The sequence below is a fragment of the Pantoea sp. SIMBA_079 genome (genome assembly GCF_046940275.1).
GTDB classification, from domain to species: Bacteria; Pseudomonadota; Gammaproteobacteria; order Enterobacterales; family Enterobacteriaceae; genus Pantoea; species Pantoea borealis.
Genome location: NZ_JAWRYR010000001.1, coordinates 480,663 through 499,376, shown reverse-complemented (window position 1 = coordinate 499,376; position 18,714 = coordinate 480,663). Strand labels below are relative to the sequence as shown.

At 56.6% G+C, this 18,714-nt stretch carries 19 protein-coding genes; 7 read left to right on the top strand and 12 right to left on the bottom strand.

The genetic code is table 11. From position 1 onward, the window contains the following. The first annotated feature begins 37 nt into the window (after positions 1 to 37). Positions 38 to 1,273, top strand: a complete 1,236-nt coding sequence (locus SB719_RS02445; RefSeq protein ID WP_065649110.1) for an MFS transporter — start codon at positions 38 to 40, stop codon at positions 1,271 to 1,273. Positions 1,274 to 1,317: 44 nt separating this feature from the next. Here the strand turns inward: SB719_RS02445 and lpxM are convergent, their stop codons facing one another. From lpxM to znuA, 3 genes are all read right to left on the bottom strand, one after another. Beyond that, the gene (gene lpxM, locus SB719_RS02440) at positions 1,318 to 2,292 is read right to left on the bottom strand and encodes a lauroyl-Kdo(2)-lipid IV(A) myristoyltransferase (protein WP_292971077.1); all 975 of its coding nucleotides are present in this window, start codon (positions 2,290 to 2,292) and stop codon (positions 1,318 to 1,320) included. A 126-nt stretch (positions 2,293 to 2,418) separates the two neighbouring features. Continuing rightward, a complete protein-coding gene (mepM, locus tag SB719_RS02435) occupies positions 2,419 to 3,744 on the bottom strand; it encodes a murein DD-endopeptidase MepM (RefSeq protein ID WP_292971074.1) in 1,326 nt (441 codons plus the stop codon). Positions 3,745 to 3,758: 14 nt separating this feature from the next. After that, positions 3,759 to 4,718, bottom strand: coding sequence for a zinc ABC transporter substrate-binding protein ZnuA (gene znuA, locus SB719_RS02430; protein WP_412158858.1), 960 nt, complete (start codon positions 4,716 to 4,718; stop codon positions 3,759 to 3,761). A 77-nt stretch (positions 4,719 to 4,795) separates the two neighbouring features. Here znuA and znuC point away from each other — a divergent pair, with 77 nt between their 5' ends. Both znuC and znuB read left to right on the top strand, forming a co-directional pair. Further along, positions 4,796 to 5,551: a zinc ABC transporter ATP-binding protein ZnuC gene (znuC, locus tag SB719_RS02425; RefSeq protein ID WP_065649106.1), complete on the top strand. Its 756-nt coding sequence runs from the start codon at positions 4,796 to 4,798 to the stop codon at positions 5,549 to 5,551. Then, complete coding sequence (znuB, locus tag SB719_RS02420; protein WP_065649105.1) at positions 5,548 to 6,333, top strand: zinc ABC transporter permease subunit ZnuB; 786 nt, start codon at positions 5,548 to 5,550, stop codon at positions 6,331 to 6,333. The genes znuC and znuB overlap by 4 nt, the downstream gene beginning before the upstream one ends. A gap of 67 nt (positions 6,334 to 6,400) precedes the next feature. Here znuB and ruvB read toward each other — a convergent pair whose 3' ends face one another. The 6 genes from ruvB to aspS form a co-directional block, all read right to left on the bottom strand. Further along, entirely contained in the window at positions 6,401 to 7,405 is a 1,005-nt protein-coding gene (gene ruvB / locus SB719_RS02415) for a Holliday junction branch migration DNA helicase RuvB (RefSeq protein WP_065649104.1), read from the bottom strand. Between the two features lie 8 nt (positions 7,406 to 7,413). Then, positions 7,414 to 8,028 (bottom strand): Holliday junction branch migration protein RuvA, encoded by a 615-nt coding sequence (ruvA, locus tag SB719_RS02410; RefSeq protein ID WP_065649103.1) that lies wholly within the window; start codon positions 8,026 to 8,028, stop codon positions 7,414 to 7,416. A gap of 141 nt (positions 8,029 to 8,169) precedes the next feature. Beyond that, positions 8,170 to 8,697, bottom strand: a complete 528-nt coding sequence (ruvC, locus tag SB719_RS02405; protein WP_039384890.1) for a crossover junction endodeoxyribonuclease RuvC — start codon at positions 8,695 to 8,697, stop codon at positions 8,170 to 8,172. Positions 8,698 to 8,733: 36 nt separating this feature from the next. After that, positions 8,734 to 9,477, bottom strand: a complete 744-nt coding sequence (locus tag SB719_RS02400) for a YebC/PmpR family DNA-binding transcriptional regulator (protein ID WP_065649102.1) — start codon at positions 9,475 to 9,477, stop codon at positions 8,734 to 8,736. 258 nt (positions 9,478 to 9,735) lie between these two features. Then, positions 9,736 to 10,167 (bottom strand): dihydroneopterin triphosphate diphosphatase, encoded by a 432-nt coding sequence (nudB, locus tag SB719_RS02395; protein WP_065649101.1) that lies wholly within the window; start codon positions 10,165 to 10,167, stop codon positions 9,736 to 9,738. Next, positions 10,167 to 11,948 (bottom strand): aspartate--tRNA ligase, encoded by a 1,782-nt coding sequence (aspS, locus tag SB719_RS02390; protein WP_314688864.1) that lies wholly within the window; start codon positions 11,946 to 11,948, stop codon positions 10,167 to 10,169. Before aspS ends, nudB begins: the two co-directional genes overlap by 1 nt. A 201-nt stretch (positions 11,949 to 12,149) precedes the next feature. On the opposite strand from aspS, the gene SB719_RS02385 reads away from it, so the two are divergent. The 3 genes from SB719_RS02385 to cmoB all read left to right on the top strand — a co-directional run bounded on the left by SB719_RS02385 (position 12,150) and on the right by cmoB (position 14,742). Beyond that, on the top strand, positions 12,150 to 12,971 hold the full coding sequence (locus tag SB719_RS02385) for a DUF72 domain-containing protein (RefSeq protein ID WP_412158857.1): 822 nt from the start codon (positions 12,150 to 12,152) through the stop codon (positions 12,969 to 12,971). A 77-nt stretch (positions 12,972 to 13,048) separates the two neighbouring features. Next, on the top strand, positions 13,049 to 13,777 hold the full coding sequence (gene cmoA, locus SB719_RS02380; RefSeq protein WP_065650457.1) for a carboxy-S-adenosyl-L-methionine synthase CmoA: 729 nt from the start codon (positions 13,049 to 13,051) through the stop codon (positions 13,775 to 13,777). Beyond that, complete coding sequence (cmoB, locus tag SB719_RS02375; protein ID WP_292971030.1) at positions 13,774 to 14,742, top strand: tRNA 5-methoxyuridine(34)/uridine 5-oxyacetic acid(34) synthase CmoB; 969 nt, start codon at positions 13,774 to 13,776, stop codon at positions 14,740 to 14,742. Before cmoA ends, cmoB begins: the two co-directional genes overlap by 4 nt. A gap of 45 nt (positions 14,743 to 14,787) precedes the next feature. On the opposite strand, the gene SB719_RS02370 is transcribed toward cmoB, so the two are convergent. Together SB719_RS02370 and cutC are read right to left on the bottom strand one after the other, a co-directional pair. Beyond that, on the bottom strand, positions 14,788 to 15,636 hold the full coding sequence (locus SB719_RS02370; protein ID WP_412158856.1) for a hypothetical protein: 849 nt from the start codon (positions 15,634 to 15,636) through the stop codon (positions 14,788 to 14,790). Between the two features lie 264 nt (positions 15,637 to 15,900). Beyond that, positions 15,901 to 16,653: a copper homeostasis protein CutC gene (cutC, locus tag SB719_RS02365; protein ID WP_314689346.1), complete on the bottom strand. Its 753-nt coding sequence runs from the start codon at positions 16,651 to 16,653 to the stop codon at positions 15,901 to 15,903. Between the two features lie 85 nt (positions 16,654 to 16,738). Here cutC and SB719_RS02360 point away from each other — a divergent pair, with 85 nt between their 5' ends. Beyond that, positions 16,739 to 17,878, top strand: coding sequence for a MalY/PatB family protein (locus SB719_RS02360; protein WP_412158855.1), 1,140 nt, complete (start codon positions 16,739 to 16,741; stop codon positions 17,876 to 17,878). Here SB719_RS02360 and SB719_RS02355 read toward each other — a convergent pair. Continuing rightward, positions 17,875 to 18,435 (bottom strand): VOC family protein, encoded by a 561-nt coding sequence (locus SB719_RS02355; RefSeq protein WP_304234820.1) that lies wholly within the window; start codon positions 18,433 to 18,435, stop codon positions 17,875 to 17,877. The two genes, SB719_RS02360 and SB719_RS02355, sit on opposite strands and share 4 nt — an antisense overlap. Positions 18,436 to 18,714 lie beyond the last annotated feature (279 nt).

Sequence of the window (18,714 nt, the reverse complement as noted above, 5' to 3'; positions counted from 1 at the left end):
GCGGTCGCGTTTTATTTTGCATTTTCAGGGAGGCTTGATGGCCCGCTACCAACCTATTGCCCGGTTAACCGGACGCACGCTGCTTTTTCCACTGGCGCTGGTTCTGTTTGAATTCGCCACTTATATCGCGCATGACATGATCCAGCCCGGCATGCTGCTGGTCACGGAGGAGTTTGCCGTCGGTCCGCAGTGGGTCTCTACCTCGCTTACCGCCTATCTGATGGGCGGCGTGGTGCTGCAGTGGCTGCTGGGTCCGCTCTCTGATAAGTATGGCCGGCGCCCGGTGCTGCTCTCCGGCATCCTGTTTTTTGTGCTGGCCTGCATCCTTACCACCTGGGTCAGCACGATTGAACAGTTTGTCACGTTGCGCTTCATTCAGGGTATCAGCCTTTGCTTTATTGGCGCCGTCAGCTATGCGGCGGTCCAGGAAGCGTTTGAAGAGGCGCTCGCGGTGCGGGTGATGGCACTGATGGCGAATGTGGCGCTGCTGGCGCCGCTGGCCGGTCCACTGGCGGGAGCAGCGTGGCTGACCGCAGGCAGCTGGCGCAGTATGTTCTGGCTGTTTGCGATCTGCAGCGTGGTAGCGTTCATTTTGCTGTGGCGCATCATGCCGGAGACGGCTGGCGATCGCAGTCGTTCAGTGGCGCTGCCGGTGCTGGCACGCGGCTATGGCCGGCTGGCACGTGATAAGCAGGTGATGTACGGCTCTTTTGCTATCGGGCTGGTGTTTATCCCCATTCTGACGTGGGTCGCGCTGTCACCGGTGATCCTGATGCACGATGAAGGCCTGTCACGCCTGCACTACGCCCTGCTCCAGCTGCCGGTATTTCTGGCCATGATTGCCGGCAATCTGACGCTGGGCAAGCTGGCAGGCCGCGTGCCGATTGAACAGCCGGTGAAATTTGCCGCCTGGCCTATTCTGATCGGACTGAGCATAGCGCTGATTGCAAACCTGATGAACAGCCACACTTACCTGCTGTTAACGGCCGGGCTCAGTCTCTACGCGTTCGGGGCTGGCATGGTTAACGCTGGTCTCTATCGCCTGACGCTTTACGCCAGCAGTGAAGGCAAAGGCAGTATTGCTGCCATGCTGGGCATGATCAGCATCCTGACGCTGGCGGCGGGCATTGAACTGGCGAAAGCGGGCTATTTTCACGGCGGTACACCGTGGTTCAGTACGCTGAACTTTATTGCGGGTTTGCTGTGGTTTGCGCTGGTTACGCTGTTTCTGCGTGAGCGCAAGCGGCTCAGCAAGGTCGAAGAGATGGCATAAATCGCGCTGCCGCTATGCACAAAGGGTAGCGGCAGCACGCAGCACTATTTACGCGGATAGAGATCTTTGCGCCGGTAAGGCTCTATATCGCCTTCTTTGCGCGTTTTCAGCAGCTTCAGGATCCAGGTATATTGCTCCGGATGCGGCCGCACAAAAATCTCCACTTCTTCATTCATGCGCCGTGCCAGCGTGGTGTCATCCGCATCCATGAGATCGTCCATCGGCGGCCGTACGTAGATCTCCAGACGGTGCGTTTTACTGTTGTATACCGGAAACAGCGGCACTACCCGCGCCCGGCAGACTTTCATCAGCCGTCCCACTGCCGGCAGCGTCGCTTTGTAGGTTGCAAAGAAATCGACAAATTCGCTGTGCTCAGCACCGTGATCCTGATCCGGCAGATAGTAGCCGTAGTAGCCCTGACGTACGGAGGCGATAAAGGGTTTAATTCCGTCGTTGCGCGCATGCATACGGCCACCAAACCGGCGGCGTACGGTGTTCCACAGATAATCCATCAGCGGATCGCTCTGATTGTGGAACATCGCTGCCATCATCTGCCCTTCTGAGGCCAGCAGCATGGCGGGAATATCCACGGCCCAGCCGTGCGGCACCAGGAAGATCACATTCTCTTTGTTGTTCTGCAACTCAGTAATGATTTCACGGCCGTGCCACTCGACCCGCTGGCGCACCCGCTCCGGATTACGCATACCGAGTTCTGCCATCATGGCCATCGCCTGCGGCGCAGTGGCAAACATGCGGTCAGCAATCTCTTCGCGCTGCGCTTCACTCAGTTCCGGCAAGCAGTAATAGAGATTGATCAGCGCACGACGCCGCGCACTTTTTGCCAGCTTACCGGCAAAGGTGCCTAAGCCACCCAGCACCGGGTCACGCAGGCGTGGTGGCAGCATTGCCATACCCGCCAGCGCACCAACTGCCAGCCAACTTCCCCAGTATTTAGGTTTTAAAAAAGAACGTTGAAAAACGGGAATAAACTCGCTGTTATTTTTTTTTCGGGTTTCCATGCACTCGCCTCTGACAATGACGGCTCAATAATAGTGACGGCAGCTATTTTTGCAATCTTCACGCGCCTGAAAGCAAAAAACCGACGCATTAATCGTCGGTTTTACTTTCAGGCATCTGCCGGGTGTCTAAAGCGCCAGCTGAGGCAGCCAGGTTTTCACCTGCGCAAGATACGTGCTGCGATCTTTTCCGGTCAACCCTTCCATACGCGGCATTTTCGCCGTCAGCGGGTTAACGGCCTGATTATTAATCCACACTTCATAATGCAGGTGAGGACCGGTTGAGCGCCCGGTATTACCCGAAAGCGCGATGCGATCGCCACGTTTGACTTTCTGCCCGGGCTTCACCAGTGCGCGGCTGAGGTGCATATAGCGCGTCATATACTGCCGGCCGTGACGAATCGCCACGTAGTTGCCAGCGGCACCGCCGTTTTTAGCCACTACCACCTCACCGTCGCCGACTGCCAGCACCGGCGTTCCCACCGGCAGCGCAAAGTCGACGCCTTTATGGGGTGAGATGCGGCCGGTTACCGGATTAAGGCGGCGCGGGTTGAAGTTTGAGGAGACACGATACTGCTTAACCGTTGGAAAGCGCATAAAGCCTCGCGCCAGACCTGAACCGCTGCGATCGTAGAACTTGCCGTCTTCGGCACGGAAAGCGTAATAATCTTTACCGCCACTGCGCAGACGCACGCCCAGGAGCTGGCTCTGTGCGCTTTTGCCATCCAGCATCTCACGCGACATCAGCACGCTGAATTCATCACCCGAGCGCAGCTTGCGGAAATCCATTTGCCACTGCATCGCTTTGATGACATTGCTGGTTTCAGCGCTGCTCAGGCCGGCTCGCTGCGCACTGGCAGCAAAGCTGCCGCGCACTTCCCCCTTCAGCACGCTATTCTGCCATTCGCCTTTCTGCATCTCCTGCTGCATGCTGAAGCTGCCATTTGGCTGACGCGCATAGGTGCGGGTTTCGCGACGGTTAATTTCCCAGCTAAATGCCTGCAGCTGCCCTTCTGCATCCAGCGTCCAGCTCAGCTGCTGGCCCACCTGCAGATTGCGCAGCGCTTTATCACTGGCGACCAGCGCGGTGATATCACTGAGATCGATGCCATACTGATTCAGTGCGCTGCTTAAAGTATCGCCAGATGAAATGGTATAATCATGCTGATCGGGATTATCAGGCACATCTTTGTCGATGTCGTCCGCCGGCAAATCCTCTTCAGGTTCAGCCGTGGTTTGATCAATAGGCTCGCTGGCTTCCGGCAGCAAAGTGCGCAGCGGGTTTTTATCCAGCGCAATCTCTTTGACAACAGGCGCAACGTCACGGGGATGATAAACATACGGCCGCCAGACAGCGACGGCCAGTGTGACGACGGTTAATGACCCCAGCATAACGCGGTGGGGGCGCGGCAAATTATTAAATGCGAGGGCGACAGAGCGGGCTATCTGCTGCACTTTTATCTTTTCCTCTATGCTCCATTCAGGCAGCTCGCATACTGGCTTGACAGCTGTGAGAGGAATTTCACATAACTGTCTTTGGTTAAGCTGATCCCCATGCCTAATGGATCCAGCGTGCCTTTTCGTACGCTGGTGCCACGCGACACGGCATCGATGACCGCCGGCCTGAATTGTGGCTCAGCAAAAACGCATACGGCTTTTTGCTCAACCAACTGTGTTCGTATTTGATGTAAACGCTGAGCGCCAGGCTGGATTTCAGGATTGACGGTAAAATGTCCCGCGGGGGACAACCCGTAGTGTTTCTCAAAATAGCTATACGCGTCGTGAAAAACGAAATAACCCTTGTTCCGCACCGGCGCAAGCTGCGCGCCAATGTGTTTGTCCGTCTCGGCCAGTGCTGCTTCAAACTGCTGCAGATTGGCGTCAAGTTTGGCTTTGCTTTCGGGCATAAGTTCCAATAATTTTCCGTGGATTGCAACAGCGGATTCCTGCGCAATCTTCGGTGACATCCACAGGTGCATGTTATATTCACCGTGATGATGGTGAGTATGAGAGGAGTCCTGTTCTTCAGACTTATCTGAGGCGTGGCCTTCTTCATGCTCATCCTCATCTTCTCCGCCCCGAATCAGCTGAGATTTGACCGCCGGCAATGCGGCAATTTCCAGGTTTTTACTGGCGGGCAGAGCGGCGGCTGGTTTAGTCAGAAAAGCCTCCATTTCCGGCCCAATCCAGATAACTAAGTCCGCGTTTTTAATGCGTTTTACATCAGAAGGGCGCAATGAATAATCATGTTCTGATGCACCATCCGGCAGCAATACTTCAACAGGGGTAATGCCTTCTGAAATCGCCGCTGCGATAAATCCTAACGGTTTGATTGAGGCGACGACCGCTGAGTGCGCCGGAAGCGCCAGCGAGGATAAAAGGGTGGCGGCAGAAAGGGTAAAAAACAGGCGCTGCTTATTGTGTAACATAATGCGTCATTCCATCGTGACTGTGTGATGGAATGTGATATTATAACATTCTAATTTCAATGCAACCCGTAAATAACATGTCTCCTCTTGTTACACTTGACAATATTTCAGTGACCTTTGCCCAGCGCACTGTGCTGGCGGGCATCTCGCTGACGCTTCAGCCTGGCAAAATTCTGACGCTGCTGGGTCCTAACGGTGCCGGTAAATCAACGCTGGTGCGTACGGTTTTAGGCCTGCTTACGCCGGACCGGGGCAGCGTGCAGCGTGCGCCGGGACTGCGTATTGGCTATGTGCCGCAAAAGTTGCATATCGATCCCACGCTGCCGGTCACTGTGGAACGCTTTATGCGTCTTACGCGCGGCAGCAAGCGTGCCGATATTCTGCCAGCGCTTAAACGGGTGCAGGCCGGGCACTTGCTGCAGGCACCGCTGCAGAAACTTTCAGGCGGTGAAACGCAGCGCGTACTGCTGGCGCGTGCTCTGCTGAACCAGCCGCAGCTGCTGGTGCTGGATGAACCCACCCAGGGCGTTGATGTAAATGGTCAGGTGGCGCTTTACGATCTGATCGATCAGCTGCGACGCGAACTTAACTGTGGTGTCCTGATGGTGTCGCACGATTTGCATCTGGTGATGGCGAAAACTGACGAAGTGCTGTGCCTTAATCACCATATCTGCTGCTCTGGTACGCCGGAAGCGGTGTCACAGCATCCTGAGTTTATTGCCATGTTTGGTCCGCGCGGCGCACAGCAGCTGGCCATTTACCGCCATCAGCACAACCATCGTCACGATTTACAGGGACGTATCGTTTTACGCAAAGGAAACAGCCCGTCATGATTGAACTGTTACTTCCCGGCTGGCTCGGCGGCGCACTGCTGGCGCTGGCGGCCGGACCGCTCGGCTCGTTTGTGGTCTGGCGTCGCATGTCATATTTCGGCGATACCCTGGCACACGCCTCATTGCTGGGCGTGGCTTTTGGCCTGCTGCTGAATGTTAACCCCTACTACGCTGTTATCCTGGTCACGATCTGCCTGGCACTCGGCCTGGTCTGGCTCGAACGTCGTCCGCATCTGGCCATTGATACGCTATTAGGGATCATGGCGCACAGCGCGCTTTCGCTTGGGCTGGTCGTGGTCAGCCTGATGCAGGGTGTGCGCGTTGACCTGATGGCCTATCTGTTTGGCGATCTGCTGGCCATTACGCCGGACGATCTCTGGCTGATGAGCGGCGGCGTGGCTGTGGTGCTGGCAGTGATGGCATGGCAGTGGCGCGCCCTGCTCTCTATGACTATCAGTCCGGAGCTGGCCCAGGTGGACGGCGTTAATATTCAGCGTACGCGGCTGATGCTGATGCTGGTAACCGCCCTGACGATTGGCGTCGCAATGAAGTTTGTCGGCGCGCTGATCATTACCTCGCTGCTGATCATTCCTGCTGCAACCGCGCGCCGCTTTTCCCGCTCCCCGGAGCAGATGGCAGGCTACGCGACCCTTGCCGGACTGATTGCGGTAACCGGTGGCCTGACGTTCTCTGCCACTTATGATACCCCTGCCGGCCCTTCTGTGGTGCTCTGCGCCGCCGTGCTGTTTATACTGAGCATGATAAAAAAACCGGCTGTCTGAGTTATCCGTTCAGCCATGCAAAACGGGCACCTGAGGTGCCCGTTTTTGTCTGCCAGCGTGCTGAAAACTACTCTTCGCGCACGATATCAAAGTGCCGGTAAGCGTGCTGCGTTGCCATGCGTCCGCGCGGCGTACGCTGAATAAAGCCCTGCTGGATCAGGAAAGGCTCTATGACATCCTCAATCGTTTCACGCTCTTCGCCTATAGCCGCCGCCAGATTATCCAGCCCCACCGGACCACCCATAAATTTGTCGATAATCGCCAGCAGCAGCTTGCGGTCCATGTAATCAAAACCCTGCGTATCGACGTTCAGCATATCCAGCGCGCTGGCCGCCACGTCACCGCTCATATTACCTGCGGCACGGACATCGGCAAAATCACGCACGCGTCGCAGCAGGCGATTGGCAATACGCGGGGTTCCACGTGCGCGACGGGCCACTTCCAGCGCGCCCTCTTCGCTCAGCGTCAGGCCGAGACAGGCCGCGCTGCGGCTGACAATATGCTGCAGATCCGGCACATTGTAGAACTCAAGCCGCTGAACAATGCCGAAACGATCGCGCAGCGGTGAGGTCAGCGACCCCGCGCGCGTTGTGGCACCAATCAGGGTAAACGGCGGCAGATCGAGCTTGATCGAGCGGGCGGCCGGCCCCTCACCGATCATGATATCCAGCTGATAATCTTCCATCGCCGGATAGAGCACCTCTTCCACTACCGGGGAGAGACGGTGGATCTCATCGATAAACAGTACGTCATGCGGTTCAAGGTTAGTGAGCATGGCCGCCAGATCGCCCGCTTTCTCCAGCACCGGTCCTGAGGTAGTGCGCAGATTTACGCCCATCTCATTCGCCACAATGTTCGCCAGCGTGGTTTTCCCCAGCCCCGGCGGGCCGAAAATCAGCAGATGGTCAAGTGCATCGCCGCGCAACTTTGCCGCCTGAATGAAGATCTCCATCTGTTCGCGCACCTGCGGCTGACCGACATATTCCGCGAGCAGCTTCGGGCGAATAGCACGATCCAGGCTCTCTTCTTCATTATATGAACTGCCCGAGACCAGGCGATCGGCTTCAATCATGTATTACCTCAGATAGCTGCACGCAGCGCTTCGCGGATCAGGGTTTCGCAGTCTGCGTCAGGTTTGCCCACCTTGCTGATCATGCGGCTGGCTTCCTGCGGTTTATATCCCAGCGCCACCAGAGCCGCAACGGCTTCCGCTTCGGCGTCATTGCCCTCCGGCGCGGCAGCTGGCGTGGTCAGCGTGAAGGCAGAGTCGCCGCCGAAGAGATCGCCATGCATGCCTTTGAAGCGATCTTTCATTTCAACCACCAGACGCTCAGCGGTTTTCTTGCCGACACCCGGCAGCTTCACCAGCGAGGCGACCTCTTCACGCTCAACGGCAGTAACAAACTGCTGCGCTGACATGCCTGAAAGGATCGCCAGCGCCAGCTTGGGGCCAACGCCGTTGACTTTGATCAGCTCGCGAAACAGCGCGCGCTCCTGCTTGCTGTTGAAACCAAACAGCAGCTGGGCATCTTCACGAACCACAAAATGGGTAAAAATGACCGCTTCCTGGGCGATGTCCGGCAGCTCGTAGAAGCAGGTCATAGGCATATGCACTTCATAGCCAACGCCGTGTGCTTCAAGCAGCACCAGCGGCGGCTGTTTTTCCAGAATGTTGCCTCGTAAACGACCAATCACCTGAGCAGTTCCTTAATCTGTGAGTAAGCGGTTCAGGGTATTCCCTGAGGCCAGCGCAGCCGCTGGCCGTGTGATAGCGGCTATGTATAACATAAAAAAGGCTGGATGCATATCCAGCCTGTTAGCACGCCTGATGGCAGTTTACCCCGAGCGCAGCCGCCCGCGCGTCATCACCAGTTTGCTGTCGCTCATGCGCGCCGCATTCTGGCTTACGTGACAGTGGGTGATGGCGATAGCCAGCGCATCCGCTGCATCCGCCTGCGGATTAGCCGGCAGTTTCAGCAGCGTACGGACCATATGCTGCACCTGGCTCTTCTCCGCCCCGCCGGTTCCGGTAACGGTCTGTTTGACCTGCCGCGCCGCATATTCAAACACCGGCAAATCGGCATTGACCGCGGCCACAATCGCTGCGCCGCGGGCCTGGCCAAGTTTCAGTGCTGAATCGGCATTTTTCGCCATGAACACCTGCTCAATCGCAAAGTAGTCAGGCGAAAACTGCGTAATGATTTCGCAGACGCCGGCGTAAATCAGCTTTAAGCGTCCCGGCAGATCGGTCACGTTAGTGCGGATACAGCCGCTGCCAAGGTAGCTCAGCTGACGCCCGGTCTGGCGGATCACGCCGTAACCGGTAATGCGCGAGCCGGGGTCAATCCCGAGAATAATCGCCACAACGCACCTCCGGTTGCCGGAAAGATAACCACGCCATTACAGCGTTTCCGCCACCTCGTCAGAGATCTCACCGTTGTGATACACCTCCTGCACGTCGTCGCAATCTTCCAGCATATCGATCAGCCGCAGCAGTTTTGGCGCTGTTTCCGCATCCAGTTCCGCTTTGGTTGACGGGATCATGGAGACTTCAGCGCTGTCAGCTTTCAGGCCACCTGCTTCCAGCGCATCGCGCACGCTGCCCAGCTCTTCCCAGGCAGTGAAGACATCAATGGCACCGTCATCATAGCTCACCACGTCTTCCGCACCCGCTTCCAGCGCCGCTTCCATCACTGCGTCTTCATCCTGACCTGGCGCAAAGGAGATCACCCCTTTTTTGCTGAACAGATAGGAGACCGAGCCGTCAGTGCCCAGGTTACCGCCGGTTTTAGTAAAGGCGTGGCGCACTTCGCCCACGGTACGATTACGGTTGTCACTCAGACATTCGATCATTACCGCAGAGCCACCCGGACCGTAGCCTTCATAAATGATGGTTTCCATGTTGGAATCATCTTCACCGCCGACGCCGCGGGCAATGGCGCGGTTCATGGTATCGCGCGTCATGTTATTGGAGAGCGCTTTATCCATCGCTGCGCGCAGACGCGGGTTGGAGCCCGCATCACCGCCGCCGAGTTTCGCAGCAGTGACCAGCTCGCGAATGATTTTAGTGAAGATTTTACCGCGCTTGGCGTCCTGCGCCGCCTTGCGATGTTTTGTGTTCGCCCATTTACTGTGACCAGCCATCTTACATTTTCTCCGATCTTTTACAGGGTGCAGGCTATCTGGCTTGCGCTCTTGTCCCGGCAGCGCCATCCATCCACTGCAATACGCTGCGGTGGCGACGCCGGCGAACAATCACGCTGCGCCGATAATGCCTGACTGCTCAATGTTAGCGGTGCGGTTTGATTAAACAGCACACGATAGTTGGACGAAGGACATACGCTTCGTCGAATGTGTGGAATTTACCCTGGTCGCCACCGGAAAACACGCGGCGGCGGTCATTCAGATAAACTCTTCAATCGCCTGACGATTGCTCCAGGATTTGGTCAACGCTGCGGCCTCTTCAGGCATCAGCCAGCGGGCAGCCAGGTGCTCACTCAGCAGCGGCATCCGTTCTGCCGGCAGCGCCAGCCGGAACCAGTGCTCGCGGTTATGCGTGACTTCTGGCGCATAGCGGTGACGAAAATGGGGAAAGATCTCAAATTCAATCTGCCGCTGACAGTCATCAAGCCGCAGCCCTTCGGCGCAGATATCAATTGCCAGCTCTTCCGCCACTTCACGTGCTGCAGCCTGAGCCGGACTCTCACCCGGCTCCAGACTGCCGGTGACCGACTGCCAGAAGCAGGGATCATCGCGCCGCTGCAGCATCAACACCCGGCCGGTATCTCGCGCAAATATGACCACCAGCACCGATACCGGATGTTTATAGCCCATTAATGCTGCTCTGGCTTTTCTTTCTTCGCCACAATCTGGATGCCCAGATCGCTCAGGGCAGCTGGATTTGCATGGCTCGGTGCTTCCGTCATCATACAGGCTGCCGCCGTGGTTTTCGGGAAAGCGATCACGTCACGAATATTATCGGTGCCGGTGAGCAGCATAGTCAGACGATCAAGACCAAACGCCAGACCGGCGTGTGGCGGCGTACCATATTTGAGCGCATTCAGCAGGAAGCCAAACTTCTCCTGCTGTTCTTCCGCAGTAATGCCCAGGATGCTGAACACGGTCTGCTGCATTGTGCCGTTGTGGATACGCACGGAGCCGCCGCCCACTTCGTAGCCATTGATCACCATGTCGTAGGCGTTAGCCACTGCCTGCGTCGGGTCAGCTGCCAGCTGTTCAGCCGTAAGCGATTTCGGCGAGGTAAACGGATGGTGCATCGCTGCCAGCCCGCCTTCGTCATCCTCTTCAAACATCGGAAAGTCAATGACCCAGAGCGGTGCCCAGGCTTTCTCATCGGTGATCTGCAGATCGCGGCCTGCCTTCAGGCGCAGTGCACCCAGCGCATCTGCCACAACTTTAGCGCGATCGGCACCAAAGAAGATCAGATCGCCATCCTGTGCCGCAGTGCGGTCCAGAATCGCTTCCACGATCTCTGGCGTCAGGAATTTTGCCACCGGACTCTGCACGCCTTCAGCGCCACTGGCGCGGGCGTTGATTTTCATCCATGCCAGGCCACGCGCGCCATAAATCTCAACAAACTTCGTATATTCATCAATCTGCTTACGCGTCAGCGTCGCACCACCCGGTACGCGCAGCGCGGCGACCCGTCCTTTGGCGTCGTTCGCCGGACCGGAGAACACCTTAAACTCTACGTCTTTCAGCAGATCGGCAACGTCTACCAGCTCCATCGGGTTACGCAGATCGGGTTTATCTGAGCCGTAGCGGTTCATCGCTTCCGCAAACGTCATCAGCGGGAAGTCACCAAGATCAACGCCTTTGACATCAAGCCAGAGTTCGCGGATCAGCCGCTCCATCTTCTCCCGCACTTCTTCAGCGCTCATAAAGGAGGTTTCAACGTCGATTTGCGTAAATTCAGGCTGACGATCGGCGCGCAGATCTTCATCGCGGAAGCATTTTACAATCTGGTAGTAGCGATCAAAGCCGGACATCATCAGCAGCTGTTTAAACAGCTGCGGGGACTGTGGCAGCGCATAGAACTTACCTTTGTGCACGCGGCTTGGCACCAGATAGTCGCGCGCACCTTCCGGTGTCGCTTTGGTCAGCATCGGCGTTTCAATGTCCAGGAAACCTTCGCTGTCCATAAAGCGGCGAACAAAGCTGGTGATTTTTGCACGCGTTTTCAGGCGCTGTGCCATTTCCGGACGACGCAGGTCAAGGTAACGATAGGTCAGACGCGCTTCTTCGCTGTTAACCTGGTTGGAGTCCAGCGGCAGCGGTTCCGCGCGATTAATGATGGTCAGCGCGTGCGCAAACACTTCGATATCGCCGGTCGCCATATCGCTGTTGCGGTTTTTCTCTTCACGCGCGCGCACCGTACCGGTGATCTGGATGCAGAATTCGTTGCGCAGCTCAGACGCCAGCTGGAAAGCCTCCTGATGATCGGCATCAAAAAACACCTGAGCGATCCCTTCGCGGTCACGCATATCGATAAAAATCAGGCTGCCGAGATCGCGACGGCGATTAACCCAGCCGCAGAGAGTAACTTGCTGACCCACATGAGACAGGTTGAGCTGTCCGCAATATTCTGTACGCATAACGTATCCTTTTAACTTCGCCGCTGCTGCCAGACAGCATCAGGGCGCGTAACCTCTGAAGATGCTGCCGCAAAAAAGGCAGCTATTATAATGGAAAAAGCCAGACAGGATAAGTAGAGCCGCTGCAAAGCGGCTAATTCATCGGCATTTGTCCGTTATCCTTTGTCTGCTTTCTCTTTTAACCTGCATCCGGAGTCCGTTTTGACGCTTCGTATTGGTTTACCGCAATGGCATCATCCGCAGTGGAAACAGTTTGGTCTGAATACGCTGGAGGATTATGCGCGTCTGTTTGGCTGTGTAGAAGGAAATACAACGCTGTATGCGCTGCCCAAACCTGAGGTGGTGCAGCGCTGGCGCGACATGACGCATGACGATTTCCGCTTCTGCTTTAAATTTCCCGCAACCATCTCTCATCAGGCGGCGCTGCGCGATTGTGATGATTTAGTCAGCGATTTTTTTCGCCTGCTGGACCCGCTCAGCACACGTCTGGGACAGTACTGGCTGCAGCTGCCCGCCAGTTTTTCCCCGGCACAGCTTAATGACCTGTGGCACTTTCTGGACAGCCTGCCGCGCAGCTTCAGCTATGGCGTTGAAGTACGTCATCAGGCATTTTTTGCCCGCGGCGAGGCGGAACGCCTGCTGAATCGCGGCCTGCATGCGCGCGGCGTTAACCGGGTGGTGCTCGACAGCCGGCCGGTGCACGCCTCTGCCTCACAATCTGCTGCTGCTATTGACGCACGGGCGAAAAAACCGCGGGTGCCGCCACACGCGGTGCGCACCGGCAGTCAGCCGATGGTGCGCTTTATCGGCAGTGATGATGTGGCAGAGAGTGAAGCACTCTTTCCCCCCTGGCGCAGCAAGCTGGCCGCGTGGCAGACAGAGAGCGATCCGCTGCTGTTTATCCATACGCCGGATATGAGCGAGGTGTTTCCGCTGGTGCAGGCGCTCTGGCCACAGCTGCAGGCGCTGGAGCCCGGCCTGCGCGATCTGCCGGTATGGCCGCAGCAAACCACACTGTTCTGAGCAGGGAAACGGGTGCAGCAGACGCGACTTTCTGCCAGAATAGCGCCCTTTCCGTTTTTCTCTTCGGATTTTCCATTATGTCTGACCGCGATACGCTATTTTCCGCACCTATCGATAAGCTGGGTGACTGGACCTTTGACGAGCGCGTGGCTGAAGTCTTCCCCGATATGATTCAGCGCTCGGTGCCCGGCTACTCCAATATCATTTCGATGATTGGCATGCTGGCAGAACGCTTCGTACAGCCCGACAGCCGGGTATATGACCTGGGATGTTCACTGGGGGCTGCCACTCTTTCAGTGCGCCGCAATATCCGCGTTCCCGGCTGCCAGATTATTGCCGTGGATAATTCGCCGGCGATGGTTGAGCGCTGCCGCCGCCATATCGATGCATTTCGCGCCGATACGCCGGTAGAGGTGCTGGAGGCCGATATCCGCAATATTGAAATTGAGAACGCTTCGCTGGTAGTGCTCAACTTTACGCTGCAGTTTCTGGCCCCTGACGCGCGCATCGCCCTGCTGGAGAAAATTGCCCGTGGCCTCAATCCTGGCGGTGCGTTGGTTTTGTCAGAGAAGTTCAGCTTTGAAGATGAGGACGTAGGCGAACTGCTGTTTAACATGCATCACGATTTCAAGCGTGCCAACGGTTACAGCGAACTGGAGATCAGCCAGAAGCGCAGTATGCTGGAGAATGTCATGCTGACCGACAGTGTGGAAACGCACAAAGCCCGTCTCAGGGCGGCTGGTTTTGCCCATGCAGAACTCTGGTTCCAGTGCTTCAACTTTGGTTCACTGGTGGCGCTGAAATGATCGATTTTGGCCGTTTTTATCAGCAAATCGCTACCGGTCCGCTGGCGAGCTGGCTGGAAGTGCTGCCGGCGCAAATCGCGGCCTGGCAGCGTGACAATCTGCACGGACATTTCCGCAACTGGGAAAAAGCGGTGGAGTATCTGCCGCTGCTGACGCCACAAACGCTGGATCTGCTGCACAGCGTCAGCGCGCAGCGTGACGATCTGACCGATCGTCAGCGCGCCGGTATCGAAAAGCTGCTGCGCAATCTGATGCCGTGGCGTAAAGGTCCCTATGCGCTTTACGGCACAGAGATCGACACCGAATGGCGCTCTGACTGGAAATGGGATCGGGTATTACCGCATATCTCTCCTCTTGCCGGGCGCACGATTCTGGATGTTGGCTGCGGCAGCGGCTATCACATGTGGCGTATGCTGGGCGCTGGCGCACAGATGGTGGTGGGTATCGATCCGATGCAGCTGTTTCTGTGCCAGTTTGAAGCGGTGCGCAAGCTGCTGGGTGACGATCGCCGCGCGCATCTGCTGCCGCTCGGTATTGAACAGCTGCCTGCGCTGCAGGCATTTGATACCGTATTCTCTATGGGTGTGCTCTATCACCGCCGCTCACCGCTCGATCATCTGCTGCAGCTGAAAAACCAGCTGGTCAGTGAGGGTGAACTGGTGCTGGAGACGCTGGTTATTGAAGGCGATGAACATGCTGTCCTGGTGCCGGGTGAGCGCTATGCGCAGATGCGAAACGTCTACTTTATTCCGTCTGCGGCAGCGCTGAAAAGCTGGCTGGAGAAGTGCGGTTTTGTTGATGTGCGCATCGCCGACTACGCGGTCACTTCAGTGGAAGAGCAGCGCCGCACCAGCTGGATGACCAGCGAGTCGCTGGCAGAGTTTCTCGATCCGGACGACAGCAGCAAAACGGTTGAGGGTTACCCCGCGCCGCTGCGTGCCGTGCTGATTGCCCGCAAGCCCTGAAAATCCGCGCCGCGACGACGTCGCGGCGCGTCAGACCTTATCCTGCTACCGCTCGTCTGCTGACCGGTCCCAGTACTGGTACTTATAAGCGGAAGTAAGATGACGCTCAATGGTCCCTCTGGCAAACACCTCTTTTTCGTGCAGAAAACTCATCGTGCAGTTGCCGGTTTCATCCCATAGCTGGCAGGTGTCAGTGGAGTGCAGTGTACTGACCGGCGTGGTCGCCAGGCCGTTTAATCCCAGCTCACGCCACTGCTTATCGTAACGCCAGATCTCGCGGCTGCGTGCGCTTTGGGTTTCCACCACGCGATCCTGCGCATTCCAGCGCCAGCGGTTTTCACCATTACTCTCTTTGTCGCTGCCACGCGTAACACTCTTCTGCACCCGCAGTCGCGGATCGTAGTGGTAGGCAATCGTCGCAGAACCTGCGCTGCCTCTGTTTACGAATTTATCAGTGGCGCTGATAATATTTCCCTGCGGTCCTTTGCGCCAGCTCAGCGTACCCTGCCGCTGATCGACCACTTCCTCCCGCCCCGCTTTAATCGCGGTAACCCGCCAGGCGTACTCCGCCACCCAGCCGCGCTGTACGCGGGCAATATGCTGCTCCATGCTCAGCACAATATTTCCTTCGCGCTTATCGTAGCTGATGTCGGCTACCATCAGGTCACCGCAGCGGTCAAACTGGCCCAGCACACGTTTCTGGGAATCAACATCCTTACCAAACTCTCCGGCAATGACCTGCTTCACCGCCCCTTTTGCCGCACCGCCCAGCAGGATCCAGAGATTGCTGCTGCTGATGTTATGGCTTAATGGCGGACAGGGAGCAGTGGCCGCCTGCGTCGGGCAGGCAGCAAGACTGGTCAGCAACAGCGTTGCACAAAGGTGGCATTTCATAGGGTTATCCGCATGGAGCCATCTGTTAAGCAAAGCACCTTTTTCGCCGGAGCGCTACGCTGACGGCTGGCGAAAAAATTCATGCGGGTTGCAGCAAACAGCAAAAAGGCTGATGCAGCCTGAAAATATGCTGTTTTACCGGTTGTCGCTTCGCCTGCCTGTTTTTAACAGCGTAAAAAAAACCCCAGCAAATGACTGGGGCGTGGTACTTGCAAACATCACGTCAGGGTTGGTGGCGTGCTGTGCGGCAAAATCGATAGCGGATCAGGCGACCCGGTTAACGTTCATCTGCATCATGCTTTTCATGGCTTCAATAACGTCGCCATCCACGCAGGAACGACTGAATTCATCGGTTTCTGCTTCGGCACACATAGATACGCCCGCTTTGCGGTAGCGCATAGGCGAAGCAACAGCGCGACTGGCAGAGCTATGTACCTCCTGCAAACCGCAATCCAGAAACTTCTGAAGATTGCTCAGGCGCACGCCAGCACCGGCCATAATGATTGGACCCGTGCTTGATTCATTAAGTTCCCTGAGTAATGCAATTCCTGTTTCAGCACTCTGCTGCTGGCCTGAAGTCAGGATGCGCGCAACACCCAGATCGGTCAGTATCTCCAGCGCCCGCCTGGGGCTGTGGCATAAATCAAACGCCCGGTGAAACGTCACGGCCAGGCCATCGCACAGCTGCATAATCTGCTGCATACGCACCCTATCAATATGCGCGTCTTCATCGAGAACACCCACGACGACGCCCGGGAAACCCCATTCGCGTACTCTCGCGATATCGGATTTCATTATCTCAAACTCCTGACGGGAGTAGCAGAAATCACCACCGCGCGGCCGGATGATGGGATGCACCGGAATAGACAGCTCGCGCCGTGCGGCCTGCAGCATGCCTGCTGACGGTGTCAGGCCGCCCTCCCGGGGTGCACTGCAGAGCTCTACGCGATCGGCACCGGCACGCTGGGCGGTCACTGCGCAATCAATGCCGTAGCAACAAATTTCCAGTTTCGTCATCGGTTTCTCCTTATCACGACTGCTGGCTCAGAGGGGATAGCTTCGGTTAGTCTGTTACTCCGTCAGTTTACGTGGAAAGCGCACTATGGTATTCGATTTTGATCAACGGATAGACCGCGGTCACAGTGATAGTCTCAAATGGCACAAATATCGTGACCGTGATGTCCTGCCGCTCTGGGTTGCAGATACCGATTTTCGCTCGCCGTCCTGTATTATTGAGGCCATTCAAAAGCGGGTCGCACACGGCGTATTCGGTTACGGTGTCACGCCAGCCGGTCTGACAGAAATCATCGTACAGCGGATGGCAGAGCGTTATAACTGGACCATCAGGCCGGAATGGATAGTCATACTGCCAGGGGTGGTAAGCGGGCTTAACATTGCCGTGCGTGCTTTTACCGCAGCCGGTGAACGTACCGTGGCGCCTGCGCCCATCTATCCGCCGTTTCGTGGCGCTTCCCGACTGGCCGATCGCGCACAGCTCAGTCTGCCGCTGCAGCGGACAGAAAATCGCTGGGTCATGGACATAGATCGGGCGGAGATGACGGGCAACGAGCGACTGCTGATGCTGTGCAATCCACAAAACCCTGGCGGCACGGTGTACCGGCGCGATGAGCTATCCCGGCAGCTTGCGTTTGCGCAGCGCCACGATCTTATCGTCTGTTCAGATGAGATCCATGCCGATCTGGTGCTTACGCCGGGCGTGCAGCATACGCCGTTTGCCGCGCTGAGTGAGGATGCTGCACAGCGCAGCATAACGCTTATCTCTCCCTCTAAAAGTTTCAATATCGCCGGGCTGGGCGCCTCTATGGCCATTATTCCCGATGACACGTTACGCCGGCGCTTTAAGCAGGTGCGTGAGGGGATCGTGCCGGGCGTGGATATTCTGGCGCTGGTTGCCGCCGAGGCGGCGTGGCGCGAGGGTGAGGCGTGGCTGCAGGCGCAAATTGCCTATCTGCGCGCAAACCGCGACTGGCTGGCGAGCCGCATTGATGCGCTGCCAGGCCTGGATATGGTCGTGCCGGACGCAACCTATCTCGGCTGGATTGATGCCAGCGGTCTGCAGGTCGACAACCCGGCGCGCTACTTTGAGCAGTACGGGCTGGGCTTCTCACCCGGACACGATTTTGGCGATGACCGTTTTGTCCGCTTTAATTTCGGCTGTACGCGCGCCACCCTGCAGGAAGCGGCAGCACGCCTGCAGCGGGCGGTGGAAGCCCGGCGCTAGCCCTGTTCGCTGGCAACGATCTCCTCAAGCCGCCAGGGATGAAACTTAATGGTGGTTTCACCATCGGTGACCGCCAGCACAGGATTAGGCAGTCGTTCGTTTTCACCTTGCGGAGCGCTGGTTTTAAAAGAGATGCCGGGCTGCGTCAGAGCAGCATCAGAGAGCAGCGCCATAGCACGCATGCCCAGCGTTTCCGGCTCACCGCGCAGGACAATTTCAATGTGTTCCCAGCCCTCGTGCCGGTAAAGCTTCGCGCCCGGCCAGGGCAGTTCAATGACATCGACCTGCTGCCCTGCCAGCGTAATGGGCTGCCGGAGTTTAAACAGGCAAATCGGACGACCGTTGATAATCGCTTCTGAAAACAGTTCACCCACCTGCAGCAATCCGCGCTTCCAGCGCTCGGCGGTGGCAAACTGATGACAGCGCACGGCCAGATGATCAATCTCATGCGCCTGCGGTGAAAGTCCGATTCGCGTAGCAAAAACCTGCAGTGCCTGCTCAAAACGACAGAAATCTTCTTTTAAATCGTCCAGCTCTGGGGGAAAATCCAGCTTCATTACCTGAAACCTCAACGTCTGTTCAGTAAAATTAATTATTAAAATCAATATGTCAGATTTTTCGTCCTGACAAAACCTTCGGATTCATCCGATTTAGTCAATAAAAACCGTCAAAACCGGATAAAAACAGGCCTGTATTCAGATTATTCGCTCAATCAGGGCCAGGTATAACTTTATAAAAACAAGCTAACCTCATGATTAAATTGACGAATCTTTACACAATGAGATAACTCTTATTTGGCCGCCAATGAATTGCAGATAACCCCCCTTTCTTATAAA

What these genes read in the sequence shown, in the direction of transcription:
- ruvB (WP_065649104.1), bottom strand. Translation starts at nt 7,405, where the DNA reads ATGATTGAAGCCGATCGCCTGGTCTCGGGCAGTTCATATAATGAAGAA.
- cutC (WP_314689346.1), bottom strand. Translation starts at nt 16,653, where the DNA reads ATGACGAAACTGGAAATTTGTTGCTACGGCATTGATTGCGCAGTGACC.
- SB719_RS02360 (WP_412158855.1), top strand. Translation starts at nt 16,739, where the DNA reads ATGGTATTCGATTTTGATCAACGGATAGACCGCGGTCACAGTGATAGT.
- znuC (WP_065649106.1), top strand. Translation starts at nt 4,796, where the DNA reads ATGTCTCCTCTTGTTACACTTGACAATATTTCAGTGACCTTTGCCCAG.
- lpxM (WP_292971077.1), bottom strand. Translation starts at nt 2,292, where the DNA reads ATGGAAACCCGAAAAAAAAATAACAGCGAGTTTATTCCCGTTTTTCAA.
- nudB (WP_065649101.1), bottom strand. Translation starts at nt 10,167, where the DNA reads ATGGGCTATAAACATCCGGTATCGGTGCTGGTGGTCATATTTGCGCGA.
- SB719_RS02355 (WP_304234820.1), bottom strand. Translation starts at nt 18,435, where the DNA reads ATGAAGCTGGATTTTCCCCCAGAGCTGGACGATTTAAAAGAAGATTTC.
- znuB (WP_065649105.1), top strand. Translation starts at nt 5,548, where the DNA reads ATGATTGAACTGTTACTTCCCGGCTGGCTCGGCGGCGCACTGCTGGCG.
- SB719_RS02370 (WP_412158856.1), bottom strand. Translation starts at nt 15,636, where the DNA reads ATGAAATGCCACCTTTGTGCAACGCTGTTGCTGACCAGTCTTGCTGCC.
- aspS (WP_314688864.1), bottom strand. Translation starts at nt 11,948, where the DNA reads ATGCGTACAGAATATTGCGGACAGCTCAACCTGTCTCATGTGGGTCAG.
- SB719_RS02400 (WP_065649102.1), bottom strand. Translation starts at nt 9,477, where the DNA reads ATGGCTGGTCACAGTAAATGGGCGAACACAAAACATCGCAAGGCGGCG.
- SB719_RS02445 (WP_065649110.1), top strand. Translation starts at nt 38, where the DNA reads ATGGCCCGCTACCAACCTATTGCCCGGTTAACCGGACGCACGCTGCTT.
- znuA (WP_412158858.1), bottom strand. Translation starts at nt 4,718, where the DNA reads ATGTTACACAATAAGCAGCGCCTGTTTTTTACCCTTTCTGCCGCCACC.
- cmoB (WP_292971030.1), top strand. Translation starts at nt 13,774, where the DNA reads ATGATCGATTTTGGCCGTTTTTATCAGCAAATCGCTACCGGTCCGCTG.
- cmoA (WP_065650457.1), top strand. Translation starts at nt 13,049, where the DNA reads ATGTCTGACCGCGATACGCTATTTTCCGCACCTATCGATAAGCTGGGT.